This is a genomic window from Pseudomonas sp. LB3P58 (genome assembly GCF_054897895.1).
In genome coordinates this window covers 790,281-810,592 of the sequence record NZ_JBUBVE010000001.1, presented here as the reverse complement: position 1 = coordinate 810,592, position 20,312 = coordinate 790,281, and the positions used below count along the sequence as shown (strand labels likewise).

The 20,312-nt window shown below is 61.2% G+C and carries 19 protein-coding genes; 7 read left to right on the top strand and 12 right to left on the bottom strand.

What is annotated here, in order from left to right:
* Positions 1-173 precede the first annotated feature (173 nt).
* Positions 174-2,465 (top strand): beta-glucosidase BglX, encoded by a 2,292-nt coding sequence (gene bglX, locus ACYZTZ_RS03720; protein ID WP_461997250.1) that lies wholly within the window; start codon positions 174-176, stop codon positions 2,463-2,465.
* A gap of 107 nt (positions 2,466-2,572) precedes the next feature.
* On the opposite strand, the gene ACYZTZ_RS03715 is transcribed toward bglX, so the two are convergent.
* The 9 genes from ACYZTZ_RS03715 to ACYZTZ_RS03675 all read right to left on the bottom strand — a co-directional run bounded on the left by ACYZTZ_RS03715 (position 2,573) and on the right by ACYZTZ_RS03675 (position 11,980).
* Positions 2,573-3,730 carry a phospholipase D-like domain-containing protein gene (locus ACYZTZ_RS03715; RefSeq protein ID WP_461997249.1) on the bottom strand — a complete coding sequence of 386 codons (1,158 nt, stop codon included), beginning with the start codon at positions 3,728-3,730 and terminating at the stop codon, positions 2,573-2,575.
* A gap of 1 nt (position 3,731) precedes the next feature.
* Positions 3,732-4,322, bottom strand: a complete 591-nt coding sequence (locus ACYZTZ_RS03710) for a YceI family protein (RefSeq protein ID WP_461997248.1) — start codon at positions 4,320-4,322, stop codon at positions 3,732-3,734.
* 188 nt (positions 4,323-4,510) lie between these two features.
* Positions 4,511-5,281: an IclR family transcriptional regulator gene (locus tag ACYZTZ_RS03705; RefSeq protein ID WP_140677485.1), complete on the bottom strand. Its 771-nt coding sequence runs from the start codon at positions 5,279-5,281 to the stop codon at positions 4,511-4,513.
* Positions 5,282-5,350: 69 nt separating this feature from the next.
* Positions 5,351-6,799, bottom strand: a complete 1,449-nt coding sequence (locus tag ACYZTZ_RS03700) for an amidase (RefSeq protein ID WP_461997247.1) — start codon at positions 6,797-6,799, stop codon at positions 5,351-5,353.
* Between the two features lie 4 nt (positions 6,800-6,803).
* Positions 6,804-8,105, bottom strand: a complete 1,302-nt coding sequence (locus tag ACYZTZ_RS03695; RefSeq protein WP_461997246.1) for a citrate-proton symporter — start codon at positions 8,103-8,105, stop codon at positions 6,804-6,806.
* Positions 8,106-8,186: 81 nt separating this feature from the next.
* Entirely contained in the window at positions 8,187-9,362 is a 1,176-nt protein-coding gene (locus tag ACYZTZ_RS03690) for a M20 aminoacylase family protein (protein WP_461997245.1), read from the bottom strand.
* Positions 9,363-9,515: 153 nt separating this feature from the next.
* Positions 9,516-9,845 carry an amidase gene (locus ACYZTZ_RS03685; RefSeq protein WP_461997244.1) on the bottom strand — a complete coding sequence of 110 codons (330 nt, stop codon included), beginning with the start codon at positions 9,843-9,845 and terminating at the stop codon, positions 9,516-9,518.
* Positions 9,842-10,936 (bottom strand): serine hydrolase domain-containing protein, encoded by a 1,095-nt coding sequence (locus ACYZTZ_RS03680; RefSeq protein WP_461997243.1) that lies wholly within the window; start codon positions 10,934-10,936, stop codon positions 9,842-9,844. The genes ACYZTZ_RS03685 and ACYZTZ_RS03680 overlap by 4 nt, the downstream gene beginning before the upstream one ends.
* A 156-nt stretch (positions 10,937-11,092) precedes the next feature.
* Entirely contained in the window at positions 11,093-11,980 is an 888-nt protein-coding gene (locus tag ACYZTZ_RS03675; RefSeq protein ID WP_461997242.1) for an acyl-CoA dehydrogenase middle domain-containing protein, read from the bottom strand.
* A gap of 154 nt (positions 11,981-12,134) precedes the next feature.
* Here ACYZTZ_RS03675 and olsB point away from each other — a divergent pair, with 154 nt between their 5' ends.
* Positions 12,135-12,890: an L-ornithine N(alpha)-acyltransferase gene (olsB, locus tag ACYZTZ_RS03670; protein WP_008152922.1), complete on the top strand. Its 756-nt coding sequence runs from the start codon at positions 12,135-12,137 to the stop codon at positions 12,888-12,890.
* Complete coding sequence (locus ACYZTZ_RS03665; RefSeq protein WP_461997241.1) at positions 12,890-13,684, top strand: lysophospholipid acyltransferase family protein; 795 nt, start codon at positions 12,890-12,892, stop codon at positions 13,682-13,684. Before olsB ends, ACYZTZ_RS03665 begins: the two co-directional genes overlap by 1 nt.
* Before the next feature lie 78 nt (positions 13,685-13,762).
* Here ACYZTZ_RS03665 and ACYZTZ_RS03660 read toward each other — a convergent pair whose 3' ends face one another.
* Complete coding sequence (locus ACYZTZ_RS03660) at positions 13,763-14,335, bottom strand: acyl carrier protein phosphodiesterase (protein WP_461997240.1); 573 nt, start codon at positions 14,333-14,335, stop codon at positions 13,763-13,765.
* Positions 14,336-14,505: 170 nt separating this feature from the next.
* On the opposite strand from ACYZTZ_RS03660, the gene ACYZTZ_RS03655 reads away from it, so the two are divergent.
* The 3 genes from ACYZTZ_RS03655 to ACYZTZ_RS03645 are packed head-to-tail and all read left to right on the top strand — an operon-like array spanning position 14,506 to position 17,066.
* Positions 14,506-14,826, top strand: a complete 321-nt coding sequence (locus tag ACYZTZ_RS03655) for an ArsR/SmtB family transcription factor (protein ID WP_056739353.1) — start codon at positions 14,506-14,508, stop codon at positions 14,824-14,826.
* Positions 14,827-14,828: 2 nt separating this feature from the next.
* Positions 14,829-15,995, top strand: a complete 1,167-nt coding sequence (locus ACYZTZ_RS03650) for an MFS transporter (RefSeq protein WP_008152916.1) — start codon at positions 14,829-14,831, stop codon at positions 15,993-15,995.
* A 21-nt stretch (positions 15,996-16,016) separates the two neighbouring features.
* On the top strand, positions 16,017-17,066 hold the full coding sequence (locus ACYZTZ_RS03645; RefSeq protein ID WP_056739351.1) for an alkene reductase: 1,050 nt from the start codon (positions 16,017-16,019) through the stop codon (positions 17,064-17,066).
* 142 nt (positions 17,067-17,208) lie between these two features.
* On the opposite strand, the gene ACYZTZ_RS03640 is transcribed toward ACYZTZ_RS03645, so the two are convergent.
* Complete coding sequence (locus tag ACYZTZ_RS03640) at positions 17,209-18,093, bottom strand: DMT family transporter (protein WP_461997239.1); 885 nt, start codon at positions 18,091-18,093, stop codon at positions 17,209-17,211.
* Between the two features lie 161 nt (positions 18,094-18,254).
* Positions 18,255-18,887: an efflux system transcriptional repressor EmhR gene (emhR, locus tag ACYZTZ_RS03635; protein WP_150654912.1), complete on the bottom strand. Its 633-nt coding sequence runs from the start codon at positions 18,885-18,887 to the stop codon at positions 18,255-18,257.
* 265 nt (positions 18,888-19,152) lie between these two features.
* Between emhR and emhA the strand changes: the two genes are divergently transcribed.
* Positions 19,153-20,310 (top strand): efflux RND transporter periplasmic adaptor subunit EmhA, encoded by a 1,158-nt coding sequence (emhA, locus tag ACYZTZ_RS03630; RefSeq protein ID WP_461997238.1) that lies wholly within the window; start codon positions 19,153-19,155, stop codon positions 20,308-20,310.
* The last annotated feature ends 2 nt before the right edge of the window (positions 20,311-20,312 follow it).

Genomic DNA, 20,312 nt, shown 5'->3' with positions numbered 1-20,312 from the left:
GGGGCATAATCTGCGGCCACCACTGGATTGCATCGAGCCAATGGGCTAAAAGATGCCCCAGCGCGAAAACACGCAGAAGTGTGCTGCATTTACCTGAACAACAATAGTCGCTCCCTAAATTTTGGCTGACCGGCGCGTATTCACTGCCGTTTAGGCTTTTGAGAAAACTATTCATGAAGAAGCTGTGTTTGCTGGGCCTGTTCGTCAGCCTGGCCAGTCATAACGTATTGGCCGCCACGACGCCCGCACCTCTGGAAAACAAGGACGCTTTCATCAGCAACCTGATGAAGCAGATGACCCTCGATGAAAAGATCGGCCAGTTGCGCCTGATCAGCATCGGCCCGGAAATGCCTCGGGAGCTGATCCGCAAGGAAATCGCCGCCGGCAACATCGGTGGCACGTTCAACTCGATCACCCGCCCGGAAAACCGTCCGATGCAGGACGCGGCCATGCGCAGCCGGCTGAAGATCCCAATGTTCTTCGCCTATGACGTGATCCACGGCCACCGCACCATTTTCCCGATTCCGATAGCCCTGGCCTCAAGCTGGGACATGGACGCCATCGGCCTGTCCGGGCGCATCGCCGCCAAGGAAGCTGCGGCGGACAGCCTCGACATCACCTTCGCACCGATGGTCGACATCTCCCGCGATCCGCGTTGGGGCCGGACTTCCGAAGGCTTCGGTGAAGACACGTACCTGGTGTCGCGCATCGCCGGCGTGATGGTCAAAGCCTTCCAGGGCACGGGCGCGAACGCAGCCGACAGCATCATGGCCAGCGTCAAGCACTTTGCCCTGTACGGCGCGGTCGAGGGCGGTCGCGACTACAACGTCGTCGACATGAGCCCGGTCAAGATGTTCCAGGACTACCTGCCACCGTACCGTGCGGCTATCGACGCCGGTGCTGGTGGGGTGATGGTCGCGCTGAACTCGATCAACGGCGTGCCGGCCACCGCCAACACCTGGCTGATGAACGACCTGTTGCGCAAGCAATGGGGCTTCAAAGGCCTGGCCGTCAGCGACCACGGGGCGATTTTCGAGCTGATCAAACACGGCGTCGCCCGTGACGGTCGCGAAGCCGCGAAGCTGGCGATCAAGGCCGGCATCGACATGAGCATGAACGACACCCTCTACGGCAAAGAGCTGCCGGGGCTGTTGAAGGCGGGTGAGATCCAGCAAAGCGACATCGACAACGCCGTGCGTGAAGTGCTCGCCGCCAAGTACGACATGGGCCTGTTCAAGGACCCGTACCTGCGCATCGGCAAGGCTGAGGATGACCCGGTCGACACTTATGCCGAAAACCGCCTGCACCGCACCGAGGCCCGTGATGTCGCGCGTCGCAGCATGGTGTTGCTGAAGAACCAGGGCGAAACCCTGCCGTTGAAGAAAACCGCGAAAATCGCCCTGGTTGGTCCACTGGCCAAGGCACCGATCGACATGATGGGCAGCTGGGCCGCTGCGGGTAAACCCGCGCAATCGGTGACCCTGTTCGACGGCATGACCACTGCACTGGGCGCGCAATCGACGCTGATCTACGCCCGTGGCGCCAACATCACCAGTGACAAGAAGGTCCTGGATTACCTGAACTTCCTCAATTTCGACGCACCGGAAGTGGTGGACGATCCGCGTTCGGCCCAAGTGCTGATCGACGAAGCCGTGAAAGCCGCCAAGGATGCCGATGTGGTGGTGGCAGCGGTGGGCGAATCCCGTGGCATGTCCCACGAATCGTCGAGCCGCACCGACCTGAACATCCCGGCCAACCAGCGCGATTTGATCAAGGCCCTGAAGGCCACCGGCAAACCGCTGGTGCTGGTGTTGATGAACGGCCGTCCGCTGTCGATTCTCGAAGAGAAGGATCAGGCTGACGCGATTCTGGAAACCTGGTTCAGCGGCACCGAAGGCGGCAACGCCATCGCCGACGTACTGTTCGGCGACTACAACCCGTCGGGCAAATTGCCGATCACCTTCCCGCGTTCGGTAGGCCAGATTCCGACCTACTACAACCACCTGAGCATTGGCCGGCCGTTCACGCCGGGCAAACCGGGCAACTACACCTCGCAGTATTTCGATGACACCACAGGTCCGCTGTTTCCGTTCGGCTTCGGTCTGAGCTACACCGATTTCAGCCTGAGCGACATGGCGTTGTCGTCGACCACACTGAACAAAACCGGCAAGCTCGACGCCAGCGTCATGGTGAAAAACACCGGCAAGCGTGACGGCGAAACCGTGGTGCAGTTGTACATCCAGGACGTGACCGGCTCGATGATCCGCCCGATCAAGGAACTGAAGAACTTCCAGAAAATCACGCTGAAGGCCGGCGAACAGAAAGTCGTGCGCTTCACCATCACCGAGGATGACCTGAAGTTCTTCAATACACAGCTCAAGTACGCGGCAGAACCGGGCAAGTTCAATGTGGAGATCGGCCTGGATTCACAGGACGTGACGCAGCAGAGCTTCGAATTGCTTTAATACCGCTGAAAAGCAAAAGATCGCAGCCTGCGGCAGCTCCTACATTGGGATGGTGTACACCTTGTAGGAGCTGCCGCAGGCTGCGATCTTTTGATCTTGCTCTACCCCTATCCGCGTCGATCCAGCAGATTCACCACCAGCCGATCCACCCATCCCCAAATCCTTTGCTTCACTCGCCGCCACAGCGGCCGGCGTTGCCATGCCTCCAGGCTGACTTCCTGGCTCTGCGCAAAGTCCCTCTCGAAACTCGCCGCCACCGCACGCGTCAGCCCCGGGTCCAGCGCCTCAAGGTTGGCTTCCAGGTTGAAGCGCAAATTCCAGTGATCGAAATTGCACGAACCGATGCTCACCCAGTCGTCGATCAAGACCATTTTCAGGTGCAGGAAACACGGCTGGTATTCGAAGATCGTCACCCCGGCCTTGAGCAATCGCGGGTAGTAGCGATGCCCCGCGTAGCGCACCGACGGGTGATCGGTGCGCGGCCCGGTCAGCAGCAGGCGCACATCGACACCGCGGGCGGCAGCCCGGCGCAGTGAGCGGCGGACTTTCCAGGTCGGCAGGAAATACGGCGTGGCCAGCCAGATCCGTCGCTGGCCGCTGTTCAACGCGCGAACCAACGATTGCAGGATGTCCCGGTGCTGACGGGCGTCAGCATAGGCGACCCGGCCCATGCCCTCGCCCATGGACGGCACGCGTGGCAGACGCGGCAAGCCAAAATGCGAAGCGGGTTTCCAGGCACGCCGATGGCGGTTGGCGATCCATTGGCGGTCGAACAGCAATTGCCAGTCGATGACCAAGGGACCGGTGATTTCCACCATCACTTCGTGCCATTCGCTGGTGTCTTCGCCCGGCGTCCAGAACTCATCGGTCACCCCGGTGCCGCCCACCACGGCCATGCTCTGATCGACCAGCAACAGCTTGCGGTGATCGCGGTAGAAGTTGCCCAACCAGCGCCGCCAGCTCAGGCGATTGTAGAAACGCAGCTCCACACCCGCTGCCATCAAACGCTGGCGCAAAGTCAGGGTGAACGCGAGGCTGCCGTAATCATCGAACAGGCAGCGCACGCGCACGCCACGTTCGGCAGCCTGGACCAACGCCTGAACCATCGCCTCGGCACAGGCACCCGCCTCCACCAGGTAAAGCTCCAGTTCGACCTGCTCTTCGGCGCGGGCAATCGCCACCAACATGCGCGGGAAGAACTGTGGCCCGTCGATCAGCAGTTCAAAACGGTTGCCTTCACGCCAGGGAAAAATCGCGCCGGCCATGTCAGCGCGCCGTGAAAATCAGTACCGCACTCACCGGCACTGACAAGCTGATGGCCGACAAACCGGCGACCTTGCGCAAACTTTCCAGACCGGGGGCCAGGTCGAAATCCGCCGCGTTGATCACCAACGGCTCGAGGGTCACCACCTGGAAGCGCCGGTCATCGAGACGAGTCGCCAGCAGTTCGGCGTTGTATTCGTGTTGTTTGCCATGGAGGTTGACGGTCAGCGGCAGGCGCAATTCAAGTTGCGCGCCGGGCGCCAGATCGTTGATCGGCCGCAGATCGATCTGCGCGGTGATCAGCGCTTCGGGGAAGGTCTGGATTTCAAACAGGTCCTTGCGCATGCGTTCATCGCGCAACGGAATGCCACTGTTGACCGAGTCCAGCTCGACTTCCACCTCGGCCAGGCCTTTGGGATCGACCTTGCCGTGCAGCACCAGAAAGCGTTGCACTTCGGAAATGTTGGTGTTTTTGGTGCTGATGAACGACAGCCGCGAGGACTCGCCATCCAGATACCAATCGGCGTGGGCCGACAGCGTGGCACCGGCCAGCAGCAGGAAGGCGAGGGTTTTGCAGAGGAAGCGGTTGAACATAGAGACTCGTGGGGCAGATAAACCTGCAGGAACCTTAACCGCCCGTGAGCGCATTGCAAACCGCGAAGATCAAAAGATCGCAGCCTGCGGCAGCTCCTACATGGGATTGCATTGCGGCCATGCAATCGCGCGCCCACGAATGGAACCCGATCCTGTAGGAGCTGCCGCAGGCTGCGATCTTTTAAGAGTCAGGCCAACGCGTGCTGCACATCGCCGATGGTGGCGGCCAGGCTGTTCAGGTGCAGACTCAACACCCGTTCCACCGGTGCCTGATCCATTGGCCAGTGCAGCGCCATGCTGCCGACCAGTCGGCCGTCGGCATGGAGCGGCAAGGCCACCGCCCGAATCAGGAACGGCAGGCGCACCGGGTATTCCCAGTAACCTTCGGTGCGCTGGCCGAAGCCCTGATGCAACGCCTGCTCGCTGGCGCTGAAGAGGCTCTCATCGGTCAGCCGTTCACGACCGGCCAGTCGCTCCACTTCTTGGGTGTCCAGTTCGCCCAGGCATGCCCGGCCCATGGCCGAATGAAACAGGCTGGCGTGTTGGCCGACGATCTGGCAGTTGTTCGGGTAACGCTTGCGCAGCACCGTGGGGATCGCGCTTTCCATGACTTCGACCCGCTCGCCATCGAAGCTCGACAGGTCCGCCACCAGCCCGGTGCGCTCGCTCAACTCCAGCAACAGCGGCGCGGCGCTTTCCACCAGTCGCCGTTTGAAACGCTGCTGACTGTCGCCGAACAGACGCTTGGCGCACAGCCGATAACGCCGGTCGCTCAAACCGCGATAAATCCAGCCCTGCTCCTGCAAAGTCAGCAACATCCGCGACACCGTGGCCTTGGGCAGTGTCGTCAGGTAGTGCAACTCCTCCAGACCCAACGCCTGATGCTCGCCCAGCAGTTCGACGATGGCCAGCGCCCGCTCGACGGAACGTACGCTGCCGGTTTCTGCCTTGCTGTCCATGGATTCGACCTCCCTTAGCCCGGATGGATGATCGCTTTTTGCAGCAAGATGCGGGCCTGCTCGGTGAACTCAGTCGTCTTGCAGACAACCCGGCGGCCGGCGTTTGACCCATTGCGTCAGTTGCTCATGGGCGTAAGCCAGTTGCAGCACCGCCCGATCGGCCTGGGCCGGGCCGATAATTTGCAGGCCCATGGGTAACCCGGCCGGGCTGAATCCCACCGGCACACTCATGCTTGGCAAACCGGCCAGGGTCGGCCCGATCACCACCTCCATCCAGCGGTGATAGGTGTCCATGGACTGCCCGCCGACGACGCGCGGCCAAGGGGTTTGTGCATCAAAAGGGAACACTTGCGCGGTGGGCAACAACAGAAAATCGTAACGTTCGAACAACTCGCTCAAGGCCCGATACCAATCACTGCGACTGACCGACGCTTGGTAAACATCCGCCGCCCTCAGGCGCAGGCCACCCTCGATCTCCCATTGAGCTTCGGGTTTGAGTTTTTCGCGTTTCTGCGGGTCGGCATACAGCGCGCCGAGGCTGCCCTGCACCAGCCAGTGTCGGTGCACCAGCCAGGTCTGCCACAGGCGCGCCATGGAAAAGTCCGGTTGGCAGGCCTGGACCCGGCAACCCAGTGCTTCGAAGTCCGCGAGTGCCGATTCGCACAGGCTCAACACGCCGTCGTCCATCGGCAGATAGCCGTTGTAATCCCCCAGCCAACCCAGCCTCACATCACGGAAATCCGCCACCAGCGTTTCACCAAAACTATCCGGACTCTGCGTGAGCGACAGCGGCACGCGCGGGTCATAGCCGGCCTGGGTGCCGAGCAAGCGGGCGACATCGGTCACGCTGCGGCCCATCGGTCCTTCGGTGGCCAGTTGCTGGACGAACACCTCCGGCGCAGGACCGTGAGGCACGCGGCCTTGTGACGGACGAAAACCAAATACATTGTTGAACGCCGCCGGGTTACGCAGCGAGCCCATCATGTCGCTGCCGTCGGCCACCGGCAGCATGCGCAACGCCAGCGCCACCGCCGCCCCGCCGCTGCTGCCGCCGGCGACCAACGTCGGGTTGTAGGCGTTGGTGGTGGTGCCGAACACGCTGTTGTAGGTCTGCGAGCCGAGACCGAATTCCGGGACGTTGGTCTTGCCGATGATGATCGCCCCACAGTCGCGAACCCGCGCCACGCTGATCGCGTCGTGTTGCGGGATCTGCTCGGCGAACAGCGGTGAGCCCATGGTCGTACGCAAACCGGCAGTCGCCGCCAGGTCCTTGATGGCTTGCGGCATGCCGTGCATCCAGCCGCGGGACTGGCCCTGATCCAACTGCCGGTCGCAGGCGTCGGCCTCCGCCAGCAACGCCTCGGCCGGGCGCAGCGAGACCAGCGCATTGACCTGCGGATTGAAGCGTTCGATCTGCGCCAGGTAGGCCTGCATCACTTCACGGCAGGATACCCGGCGGGCGTGAATCGCCCGGGACAACGCATCGGCGTCCATTTCAACAATCGGATTGATGCTCAAGGCTTCACCTCAAATTAAGTGCTTCGGATTTTTTAGCGCGTGGCGCTTCGTGCATGCAGTAAGTGCCCATCAGCGTCAGCACGCAAGCGAACAGGACATAGAAGGCCGGCGCCACGGGGGTCGCCAGCGCCTTGCTGAGCCAGGTGACAATCAACGGCGCGAAGCCGCCGAAGACCATGACCGCGACGTTGTAGGCCACCGACACCCCGGTGGAGCGCACTTCGATCGGAAACTGTTCGGCCAGTGCGGTCGGCGCCGGGCCGAAGAACCCACCGATGGCGCTGCATAACAACAGTTGCATCACCAGCAAACGTTCCACCGATGGCGCCGCCGCGACCCACACGTACAGCGGATACACCATCACGAAAAACGCCAAAGTGAACGCCATCAAAACCGGGCGCCGCCCGAGTCGGTCCGACAGCGCGCCGGACAGTGGAATAATCACTGTCATCACGGCAACGGCGAGCATCTGCACCAGCAGCACCTGATCCAGCGGCAGGCCGAGGTTCTTGTGGGCGAAGGTCGGCATGTTCACCAGCACCACGTAAAACGACACTGTCGCGCCGCACGCCAGGCCCATCGACACCAGAATGCTGCGCCGATGTTCGCGGATCACTTGCAGCAGGCTCGGGCTCGCGCCTTTGGCCTGTTTGCGCGCCTCAAGAAACTCTTCCGGCTCCTCCATGTGCTTGCGAATCCACAGCCCGACCGGGCCGATCAACAAACCGATCATGAACGGAATCCGCCAGCCCCAGCTATCCAGCGCCTCGGGGGAAAGCAGATGAGTGAACAACGCCACCATCCCCGCCCCGGAAAACACCGCCAGGCATTGCCCCACCAGTTGCCAGGAACCGTACAAACCCTTTTTGTGTGCGGGGGCACTTTCCACCAGAAACGCCGTGGCGCTGGCGTATTCGCCGCCCGTGGCGAAGCCCTGGAGCATCCGCGCGACCACGATCAACAACGGCGCGCCCATGCCGATGGCGGCGTAGTTCGGCGCGAACGCGATCAACGCGATGGACACCGTCATCAGGCGGATGATCATCTGCATCGCGGCCTTGCGGCCTTTGCGGTCGGAATACATGCCCAACAGAATGCCACCCACCGGGCGCATGAAAAACCCGACGCCGAAGGTCGCCAGCGCCATCAACAGCGACGCGTATTCGTCCTCGGACGGAAAGAATTGCCGGGCGATGATGCTCGCGAGAAAGCCGTAAACGATGAAGTCATACCATTCCAGGGCGTTGCCGATAACGGCGGCGACCACCTGCCGGGTGCGCGAAACGCCTGTGCTCGAAGTCTGCATGGGGAACTCTCCAGAAACCTGTTGGGCGATAACGGACGCAACGATGCGCGCCCGATCCAGCGGCAGTAGAAAGTGAGGTCGTCAGGCGGGCTTCAGCCAGCTCTCGGTCAGCGCGCCCCAATACGCCGCGCCGGTCAGCAGGATGTCGTCGTTGAAGTCGTAAGCGGGGTTGTGGACCATCGGCCGCGAAACGCCATTGCCGATGAACAGGTAGGCGCCGGGGCAGCGTTGCAGCATCCAGGCAAAGTCTTCGCTGCCCATCAGTTTGGGCGTGTTGCCGTCCACCGCGTCGGCACCGAGCAGCTCGACGCCGACCTGCCGGGCGAACTCGGTTTCGGCGGCGTGGTTGACCAGCACCGGGTAGGCCGGGCGATGTTCGATTTTCGAACTGCAACCGAAGCTGCGGACCTGGGATTCGATGATCGCGCGCACGCGGTCGAGGGTTTTCTCGCGGACGTCGGCGTTCAGTGCGCGCAGGCTCAGGCGCAAGATGGCTTGTTGCGGAATGACGTTGGCGGCCTCCCCGGCCTGCAAGGCACCAACGGTCACCACGGCGGCCTGCTGCGCGTCGATGTTGCGCGCGACCACGGTTTGCAGGGCCATGACCACACTGGCCGCCGCCACCAGCGGGTCCACCGCCAGATGCGGCATCGAGCCGTGTCCGCCCACGCCTTCGATGACCACCGTGAGCAAATCCTGGGACGCCATCATCGGCCCTTCACGGAAGCCCAGATGCCCGGCCGGCAAGCCCGGCATGTTGTGCATGCCGAACAGCGCGTCGCAGGGAAACCGCTCCAGCAGGCCATCGGCGAGCATCGCTTCGGCGCCGCCCTGGCCTTCTTCGGCGGGCTGGAAAATCAGGGTCAGGGTGCCGTCGAACTGACGGGTCGCGGCGAGGTAGCGCGCAGCGCCCAACAACATCGTGGTGTGGCCGTCATGACCACAGGCGTGCATGCAGCCCTGATGCCGACTGCTGTAAGCCGCGCCGGTATTCTCGAGGATCGGCAAGGCGTCCATGTCCGCACGCAGCCCCAGTTTGCGTGCGCTGCTGCCGTTGCGCAGGACGCCGACGACGCCGGTCTTGCCGATCCCGGTGTAAACTTCATAACCCCACTCTGCGAGGGATTTGGCCACCAGCGCCGAGGTGCGGTTTTCCTCGAAGCCAAGTTCCGGGTGGGCGTGGATATCCTGGCGTGTGGCGTGCAGGTCGCTGGCCACGTCGTTGAGCCAGGCAAGAATGTGCTGATGTCGGGTCATGACGATTGTCCTCGGGCCGGGTGTATTCCCGTTCTTTTTGTTCGCAGTGATTTCGCGACACATCAAGGCAGGTCGCGCTCACCGCCAGATAACCGCGAGTTCGACGCGAGGACAATCGAATGTGGTTCCACCACGTGGAACCTGAGAAGGGTTTCAGGGATTCAGGCGGCAGCCTTGGCGTTCACCAATCCACACGGCGCTGTTGCTGCGGCCCATGCCGCTGACGGTGACGCGCTTGCTGGCAGTGTCATCGGTAAAGCCACTGGTCGGCAGCCACTGCTTCACATAGCTGTGGCAGTACTCGGCCGGGTTGTTCATCACGTAACGGCACGAACAATATTCCTTGGCGGTGTAGGCGCTGATGATGTCCGGGAACGCCCACAGCGCCACGCGCTCCTGCCAGATCCAGCCAAGCAAGGCGACCACCAGGATCAACAACAGCGAGCTGAACGGTCGGCGACGAACAAAGCTGCGACGGCTCATGGCTGCACCTTCGCGGCAAATGCCTTGAGCGCGAGTTTGAGCAAATCGTTGTGCCGGTAGCTGCCGTCGCGGTCATCGCCGTAGCGCACGATCACCAGGTTTTCGCTGGGAATCACGTACATCGCCTGACCCCAATGGCCCAGCGCGGCGAAGGTGTCGGCGGGTGCAGCGGGCCAGGGTTTTGCCGCGCCATCCACCGCGCGGTTAAGCCACCAATGGCCACCGGGCACGGCGTCGTCCTGATTGGCTTGATAGCGGGCGAACGGTTCGCGGTTGAACGTGACCCAATCCTTGGGCAGCAACTGCCGCTCGCCCCAACGACCGTCGCGGGCCATCAACAGACCGACTCGGGCCAGATCCCTGGCGGTGAGGTAGGCATAGGATGAAGCGACGAAGGTCCCCGTGGCGTCGGTTTCCCAAACGGCGTGGCGAATCCCCAAAGGCTCGAACAGAGCCGTCCATGGATAGTCCGGATAACGGCTCGGGCCGACGATGGTTTTCAGCGCAGCGGATAACAGATTGCTGTCACCGCTGGAGTAACGGAATGCCTGACCGGGTTTGGCGTATTCACTGTGATCGGCGGTGAACGCGGCCATGTCCGGGTGACCGCGGGTGTAGAGCATCGCGACCACCGAGGATTTCAACGGCGCGTATTCATAGTCTTCCTGCCAGTCCAGCCCCGAGGCCCAATGCAGCAGGTCGGCCATGGTCATCGTCGGGTGCTTTTCCAGCGGTGGATAAAATTTCTGCACCGGGTCCTGGAGCTTGAACAGACCTTCGCCATAGGCCACGCCGAGGACCGTGGCCATCAGGCTTTTGCTGATGGACCAGGTCAGGTGCGGGGTGTCGGCGGTGGTCGGGCCGGCGTAGCGTTCGTAGATCAGTTGACCGTCGCGGATCACCAGCAAGGCGTCAGTGCGGATGCCTTTTCGGGTGGTCTCATCACGGGGTGGGAAGGCGTAAGTTTCCAGCGCTTGAAGCGCCGGCCCGGTGACTGTCGGGCCGGTCGACCATTGCTCGGCAGGCCAGTATTCGGCGTGGGCCGAGAGGCTGAGCAGGAGCCCGAAAATCAGGGACAAGCCTTTGGACATGGTGGGGGCTCGGAGGGATGAACCTGCTGAGCCTAGTCGCGGTTGATGACAGTTTTGAAATTTGTATCGCCCGTCAGGCCGCCTTCGCGAGCAAGCCCGCTCCCACATTTGAAATGCAGTCCCATGTGGGAGCGGGCTTGCTCGCGAAGGGGCCAGTCAATCCAGCGAAGATCCCGCTAGAGCCTTGGCCAATCGCTTCCCCCGCGCACCCGCCGCCAAATCCAACACGCCCTGATCGCGTTGCCACATCGCCGCCCAATGCTGCGGGCCATCGGCCAGTGCCTGAGCCACCTCAGCCTTGAACCCATCGAACTGCGCAAACAAGCCACCGAGCAACACATGCCCGGACGGATTATTCGGCGCCTGCCGGCTGACTTCCGCACACCCGGCCAACAGCGCCAGCAACCGCAGTTGCAAGGCTTGCGGCCAGTCGCTGTCCTGACCGACGCCGTACAGCCAGGCGGTCATGGCGCTCAGCACATAGATGTCTTCAAGGGTGCGGAACGGTTTGATGTAAGCATCCCAGCCATCCCCCGCCAACAGTTCGCACTGAGCGTTATCGAGAAACAGCCGGCCATGGCTGATGTCTGGCATCAACGGGATCGCCGGCAGTTTCTCCAGACGCACGCCCGGCTCATCGGGATAGACCACCGCCAGACTCAGGCGCGGTTTTTCGTCGGGAGCTTCACTGCGGGCCGCGATCAGCAGCCAATCAGCGGCATCGCCTGCGGTGACAAAATCCTTGCGCCCGCTCAGACGCAAATCGTGCAGACGGGTCTGCATGTCCGTCACCCGCAGGCTGCGCTGTTCGGTCGCGCACAAGGCGCCGAGGCTCAGCGGCGCGCTCGGCCAAAGCACGCGCAACGCCGCCTGATAGCCCACCAGAAACGCCAGTCCCGGCGTCGACATCAAACGCCCGCCGGCCACCGCCAGTTCGAACGGCGTGACGTTGCCCAACTGGTGCAACAAGGTCGCGAAACCCTCGCCCAGATCCGGGTTGGCGGGCAGACGATCGCGGCGGCGCAGCAGGTTTTGCCAGGGCATAAGAGGCTCCTCGTGGGCTGTCATATAAGCATCACCAAAGCTTCATGGCGATGACACCGGGGCTACATAGCCTGACTTTGCACAACACGGCTGCATAAAGAAAGTCGATCGGCTGCAACCCACGACGGGTGAACGGCCCGTACGGAGATTCGCAATGACTCAGATCGCCCGCATCAGCGACACCGGCAATGAACGCCGCCTGCAAGCCGAACGCCTGGTGGGCGCCGAGGCCTTGCAGGAAGCCCAGGCCTTGCGCTTCAACGTGTTCAGCGGCGAATTCAACGCCAAACTGAAAGGCGCGGAGCTGGGTCTGGACATGGATGACTATGATGTTCACTGCGCCCACATCGGCGTGCGTGACTTGAACACCGGGCGTCTGGTGGCGACCACCCGTTTGCTCGACCACACGGCCGCCAGCAGCCTGGGCAAGTTCTACAGCGAAGAAGAATTCAGCCTGCATGGCCTGGTCCATCTGAAAGGCCCGATCCTGGAAATCGGCCGCACTTGCGTCGACCCGGCCTACCGCAACGGCGGCACCATCGCCGTACTCTGGGGCGAACTGGCCGAAGTGCTGAACCAGGGCGGCTACAGCTACTTGATGGGTTGCGCGAGCATCCCGATGCAGGACGGCGGCATTCAGGCCCACGCGATCATGCAGCGCCTGCGCGAACGCTACCTGTGCACTGAACACCTGCGGGCCGAACCGAAAAAGCCGCTGCCGAGCCTCGACATCCCATCCAACGTCATTGCAGAGATGCCACCACTGCTCAAGGCCTACATGCGTCTTGGCGCGAAGATCTGCGGCGAGCCTTGCTGGGACGAAGACTTCCAGGTCGCCGACGTGTTCATCCTGCTCAAGCGCGACGAGCTCTGCCCGCGTTATGCCAAGCACTTCAAGGCGGCCGTGTGATGAGTCAGTTACGGGTGTACGCGCGGATTGTGCGAGTGTTGGTGGTGGTGGCGCTGGGTTTGAGCATGGCCAGTCTGTTCGGGTTGTTCGAACGTTTGGGGATTGCTCATTCGATGGTCCGTCGCCAACGCTGGTCGCGATTTTTCATGGCGCGCCTGAGCAATGCCCTGCCCTTTCGCGTGACCCTGCACGGTGAATTGCCGAAGGCGCCGATGCTCTGGGTCAGCAACCATGTGTCCTGGACTGACATTCCGCTGCTGGGCATGCTCACGCCGCTGTCATTCCTGTCCAAGGCCGAAGTGCGCACCTGGCCGGTGGCGGGCTGGCTGGCGGCCAAGGCCGGCAGTTTGTTCATTCGTCGCGGGTCAGGCGACAGCCAGTTGATTCGCAAACAGATGACCCGTCATCTGGAGCAGGACCATCCGCTGCTGATGTTCCCGGAAGGCACCACCACCGATGGCCGTTCGTTGCGCACTTTCCACGGTCGATTGCTGTCTGCGGCGATCGACTCCGAAGTGAAGTTGCAACCGGTGGCGATTCGTTATCTGCGCGACGGAAAGCTCGATTCACTGGCGCCGTTCATTGGCGATGATGATTTGCTCTCGCACTTGATGCGCTTGTTTGCCCATGATCGGGGTGAGGTGGAGATTCATTTGCTCAAGCCGATCGCGTGTGAAGGTCGGGAGCGTGCGGCATTGGCGTTCGAGGCACAGCAGGCGGTGCAGAAGGCGTTGTTTGGGGAAGTGGCCAAACCTGCCGAACCGCGACGTGCCGGTGAGTTGATCGCTGCCTGAAAAAAAGATCGCAGCCTTCGGCAGCTCCTACGCCGATCTCTGTAGGAGCTGCCGCAGGCTGCGATCTTTTGATCCTGGCTACACACGCTGCGCCACGAAATCCTGAAGCTGCGGATAGAACAATCTGAAGTCATCGCTTAACGGTTCATACAACACCCGCAATTCCTGCATCGCTGCGGCCAGTTCCTCGGGCCGCGTCAGCCGCCGTGAAATCCCCCGCAGCACTTGCTCAAGCACCGCGAATTCCCGATAAGAACCCAACCAGTCATTGGCCACCATGTGCGGCGCGATCTGCGCCAGACGTTCCGGCAATTGCGCCTCGGCGGACAACACCCGATACACCCCCGAAGTGAATTGTTCCAGTGGCTGATCGGCGTACAGCGTCCAGTCCCGGGCCAGGCAATGGTCAAAAAACACGTCGAGCACGATCCCGGCGTAACGCCTGCGGGTCATGGAAAACCGTGACAACGAAACGTCCACCAACGGATGGCGGTCGGTAAAGACATCGATGCTGCGATGCAGCTGGATGGCCGCTTCGATCTCCGGATCGAACTGCCCTTGCAGCCGCCCTTTGACGAAATCGCCATAAAGACTGCCGAGCAATTGACCGGGGCGCTGGCCACCGAGGTGCAGATGTGCGAGATAGTTCATGGGCGCAGCTTAGCACTGCGCCTGTGTATCGTTACACTCAACATATCGTTATAACTCGATATACCGAATTACTAGGTCGTCAGACCAAAATCATATTGGTATATCGCGAAGTACCGATTTAAAGTTCGCCTCATCGCGATATAGCGTTTTACTCATCACGAGCCCAAACCATGACCATCGACCTCGACGAAATAATAAAAGCCCTGGCACACCCAGTACGCCGAGACATCCTCATCTGGCTGAAAGATCCCAAAGCCCAGTTCCCGGAACAGATCCACAACCACGAGTACGGCATTTGCGCCGGACAGATCGATCAACGCTGCGGCCTGTCGCAGTCGACCGTGTCCGCCCATTTGGCGAACTTGCAACGTGCGGGACTGATCAGCAGCCAGAAAGCCGGTCAATGGCACTTCTTCAAACGCAACGAGGACGTGATTCAGGCGTTCCTCGATGCCATCGTCAAGGAGCTCAGCGCTCCGGCAAGGAATTAACAATGCCCCTCTCGCTACTCATTCTGGCCTTGAGCGCCTTCGCCATCGGCACCACCGAGTTCGTCATCATGGGCTTGCTGCCCGATGTGGCGGCCGACCTCGGTGTGTCGATCCCCGGCGCCGGCTGGCTGGTGACCGGTTACGCCCTGGGCGTGGCCATCGGTGCGCCGTTCATGGCACTGGCCACCTCTCGATTGCCGCGCAAGGCCGCGCTGGTAGCGTTGATGGGGATTTTCATCGTCGGCAACCTGCTCTGCGCAATGGCGACCGACTACAACGTGCTGATGTTCGCCCGTGTCGTGACCGCCCTCTGCCACGGTGCGTTCTTCGGCATTGGTTCGGTGGTGGCAGCAGGTCTGGTGCCTGCAAACAAACGTGCTTCGGCCGTGGCCCTGATGTTCACCGGCCTGACCCTGGCCAACGTACTCGGCGTTCCACTGGGCACCGCGCTCGGTCAGGAAGCCGGCTGGCGTTCGACCTTCTGGGCGGTGACCGTGATTGGTGTGATCGCGTTGATCGGCCTGATCCGCTTCCTGCCGGCCAAGCGCGATGAAGAGAAACTCGACATGCGCGCCGAACTGCGTGCCCTCAAAGGCGCCGGGATCTGGCTGTCCCTGAGCATGACCGCGTTGTTCGCAGCTTCCGTATTCACCCTGTTCACCTACGTCGCCCCGCTGCTCGGCGATGTCACTGGCGTCTCGCCCAAAGGCGTGACCTGGACCCTGATGCTCATCGGCCTGGGCCTGACGGTCGGCAACATCATCGGCGGCAAGCTGGCTGACAAAGGCATGGCCGCAACGTTGATCGGCGTCTTTATCTCGATGGCGGTGATCTCGACCGTACTGACCTGGACCAGCGTTGCGCTGATTCCTACCGAAATCACCCTGTTCCTCTGGGCCACCGCGTGCTTTGCCGCCGTGCCCGCCCTGCAAGTGAACGTGGTGACCTACGGCAAGGCCGCACCGAACCTGGTGTCGACCCTGAACATCGGCGCTTTCAATATCGGCAACGCACTGGGTGCCTGGGTCGGTGGCAGCGTCATCGCCCACGGTTTCGGCTTGACCAGCGTTCCTCTCGCGGCAGCCGCACTGGCGGTACTCGCCCTGCTGGTGACCCTGATTACTTTCCGTCAGAGCGGCAATCCCGAACTGGCCCCTGCTACCAACTGATCTCTACAAGAGAGCTATTTCATGACGACTATTTTCGATCCGATCAAACTGGGCGACCTTGAGTTGGCCAACCGCATTATCATGGCGCCGCTGACCCGTTGCCGCGCCGACGAAGGCCGCGTGCCAAACGCGCTGATGGCCGAGTACTACGTACAACGCGCCTCCGCCGGCCTGATCCTCAGCGAGGCCACGTCGGTCACGCCGATGGGCGTCGGCTACCCGGACACTCCGGGTATCTGGTCCAACGATCAGGTGCGTGGCTGGGCTAACGTCACCAAGGCGATCCACGGCGCGGGCGGCAAGATTTTCCTGCAACTGTGGCACGTCGGCCGTATTTCCCACGGGTCGTACCTGGGCGGTGAAGCGCCGGTCGCACCGAGCGCCATTCAGCCAAAAGGTCATGTCAGCCTGGTTCGCCCACTGGCCGACTTCCCAACCCCACGCGCCCTGGAAACCGCTGAAATCGCCGACATCGTCGACGCCTACCGCGTCGGTGCCGAGAACGCCAAGGCGGCCGGTTTTGACGGTGTGGAAATCCACGGCGCCAACGGTTACCTGCTCGACCAGTTCCTGCAAAGCAGCACCAACCAGCGCACCGACAACTACGGCGGTTCCGTGGAAAATCGTGCGCGTCTGTTGCTGGAAGTGACCGATGCCGCGATCGAAATCTGGGGCGCTGGCCGCGTTGGTATGCACCTGTCGCCCCGTGCCGATCTCCATGACATGGGCGACGACAACCTGTCCGAGACCTTCACTTACGTCGCTCGCGAACTGGGCAAACGTGGCATCGCCTTCATCTGCTCCCGCGAGAAAGAAGATGGCGACAGCCTGGGTCCACAATTGAAAGAAGCATTCGGCGGCCCATACATTGTCAACGAACGCTTCACCAAAGACAGCGCCAACGCCTGGCTCGCCAGCGGCAGGGCTGATGCGGTGGCCTTCGGCGTGCCATTCATTGCCAACCCTGACTTGCCGGCACGGTTGAAGGCCGATGCGCCGCTGAACGAGGCGCGTCCTGAACTGTTCTACGCCAAGGGCCCGGTCGGCTACATCGACTACCCGGTGTTGTAAGCGCCCCCCCTTGAAACACAAAAGCCCCGACTCGAAAGAGCCGGGGCTTTTGCATATGGAAGATCAAAGGATCGCTGCTTTCGGCAGCTACAGGGTGTACGCCATTCGAATAATGCAGGCGCTATCGAAGGCTGCGATCTTGTCAGCGCTTGCGCTGTCCCCAGGCCACCGCAAGACCGCTGAGGCAAATCACCGCAATCCCGATCACGCCGAAGCTGTCCGGGGTATGGTCAAAGATCAAATACCCGTACATCCCGGCAAACAGGATCTGTCCGTAACTGAAGGGGGCCAGCATCGCCGGTGCCGCATGGCGGAAGGCCTGGGTCAGCAACATGTGGCCGAGCATGCCGCAAGTGCCCAGGCCAATCATGAACAGGCCGTGCAGCAACGTCGGCGTACTCCAGAAGAACGGCAACAGCGCACTCATGATCAGACTGTTGAGAATGCCGGTCAGAAAGTTGCTGGTGGTCGGGCTGTCGATACCGCTGAGCAGGCGGGTGAGCAATTGATAGAAGCCAAAACACAAGGCCGAGCACAGTGGCAACAAGATCGCCGGGGTGAACAGAGCGCCGCCGGGCCGCACGACGATCAACACGCCGACAAATCCACCCAGTACCGCCAGCCACTGATTGCGTGTTACCCGCTCATGCAGCAACGGTACAGACAATGCGGTTACTAATAACGGTGCAAGAAAGGTGACGGCCGTGGCCTCAGCCAAGGGGATGTAACGCAGACCGGTGGTGAAAAACAAGCTGGTGCCGATCAAACACAGGGCGCGTAATAACTGCAGTCCGGGACGCTTGGTGCGCACTACCGCCAAAAAACCACTGCGCGGTACGAAAATCACCAGCATCAACAAGGTGTGCACCACGTAGCGCGCCCAAACCACCATCACGATCGGGTAGAAGCTGGACAGGTACTTGGACAACGTGTCGTGGCTGGCGAACAACAAAACCGCCAGACAGATCAGCGCTATGCCCTTGATCGGCTGCTCGACGCCCTTGTAGCCCGGGTCGTTCACACTCATTCACACACTCGACACAAAATCCCTACAAAATACGTAGCTCGCTACCTATCAACCCGGCGAACGTACGTATATAAAAGCACCCCATTACAGAAAGGCGAGCGACGCAGGGATATTCCCCGCTTCAAGTCTTGACACAAACTGATCCAATTACACACTTTGTTTCATTTGCGCAGGCTGGGACTCAAGCGCAGCATGTCCAACCCTGTATCGACCCAACGCTCGGCGTCGATGTGCAGTTCAAAGCTGTCGGGCGCCAACAGCCACTGATACAGGATGCCGTCAATGTACGCATGCAGGCTGATGGCTGCGCGGGCCGTATCGAGGTTTTCCGGTAACTGCCCCCGATTGACCGCATTACTCAGCGCCAGGGCGATTCGCACATTGCAATCAAGGCTGACCTCTCGGCGCTGCTGGCGCAGGTCGCACATTTCATCGGTGAATTCGCACTTATGAAACAGAATCTCATTGATGCGTCGGGTTTTCGGATCCAGGGCAACTTGATGAAACAAATGAATCAGCAGCTTGCGCATGCAGCCGAGGGGGTCGAGTTCATCTTCGCTTTCGCTGGCCTTGGCCATTTCTTCCAGCGGCTCATGCAAGGTATCAAGCATGGCCTGCACCAGATCCGCCTTGTTGCTGAAATGCCAATAGATGGCCCCGCGCGTGACCCCGGCCAGGGTAGCGATATCCGCCAGTGTCGTGCGCGCCACGCCCCTTTCGTAAAAGGCTTTTTCTGCCGCTTCCAGTATCTGGCTGCGGGTTTCTTGAGCTTCCTCTTTGGTACGACGGACCATGGCAGTACAACCTCGATCAGGATGCTTCAGCGATGTCTGAACATCCGCTGAATAAAAGTGGGGCGAGCGTTCTTGGGCGTCGTCCCCGGCCTACAATTCGAACCCTTGAACGGCTTTTGTAATGGTGTGGATACGCGGCCAAGGTATTTACAAACAACCATGAACGTAAGTATATTCCTTAGCAAGCTACTTATCCACTCAGCGCACATTTTTTACCTTTCCACATTTCTAGTGCGCAAATTGCGCGCCTGACCCGAGGATTTTCATGCAATTCAAGCCAGCTGTTACCGCTCTGGTCACCGCCCTCGCCTTGGCATCGCTGCTCAGCGGATGCAAAAAGGAAGAGGCGGCACCTGCCGCACCACCCCCTCAGGTCGGCGTCGTTACTCTGCAACCTCAAGCCTTCACCCTGACCTCCGAGCTTCCGGGCCGTACCAGCGCGTACCGCATCGCCGAAGTTCGCCCCCAGGTTAACGGCATCATTCTCAAGCGCCTGTTCAAGGAAGGCGGCGACGTCAAGGCCGGCCAGCAGCTGTATCAGATCGATCCGGCCGTCTATGAAGCCACCCTGAAAAGCGCCGAAGCCAACCTGCAACAGACCAAATCGATCTCGGATCGCTACAAGCTGTTGGTCAGCGAACAGGCTGTGAGCCGTCAGGAATACGACACGGCCCTGGCCAACCGGTTGCAATCGGAAGCCTCCCTGCAAAGCGCCCAGATCAATGTGCGTTACACCAAGGTTTACGCGCCACTCTCCGGCCGCATTGGCCGCTCGACCGTAACTGAAGGCGCGCTGGTCACCAGCGGCCAGGTCGACGCGATGGCGGTGATTCAGCAACTGGACCCAATCTACGTCGATGTGACCCAGTCTTCGGTAGAGCTGCTGGAACTGCGCCGCGAACTGGAAAGCGGTCGTCTGCAAAAATCCGGCGACAACGCGGCCAAGGTCAAGCTGACCCTCGAAGACGGCAGCGAGTACAAACAGGAAGGCAAACTCGAGTTCTCGGAAGTCTCGGTGGACCAGACCACCGGTTCCGTGACCTTGCGTGCGGTATTCCCCAACCCTGACCACACCCTGCTGCCAGGCATGTTTGTACACGCCCAATTGCAGGCCGGTGTGAACAGTGCAGCGATCCTCGCCCCGCAACAAGGCGTGACCCGTGATCTCAAAGGCACCCCGACCGCGCTGGTCGTCGGTCCGGACAACAAGGTCGAACTGCGTCAGCTCAAGGCCAGCCGCACTGTCGGCAACCAATGGCTGATCGAAGACGGCCTGAAGGCCGGCGACCGCCTGATCACCGAAGGGCTGCAATTCGTTAAACCTGGCGTCGAAGTAAAGGCCAGTGAAGCGACTAACGTTGGCGCAAAGAACCCGGCCCCCGCAAAAGTAGCTGACAAGGCTTCCAGCGGCAAAGGGGAGTAAAC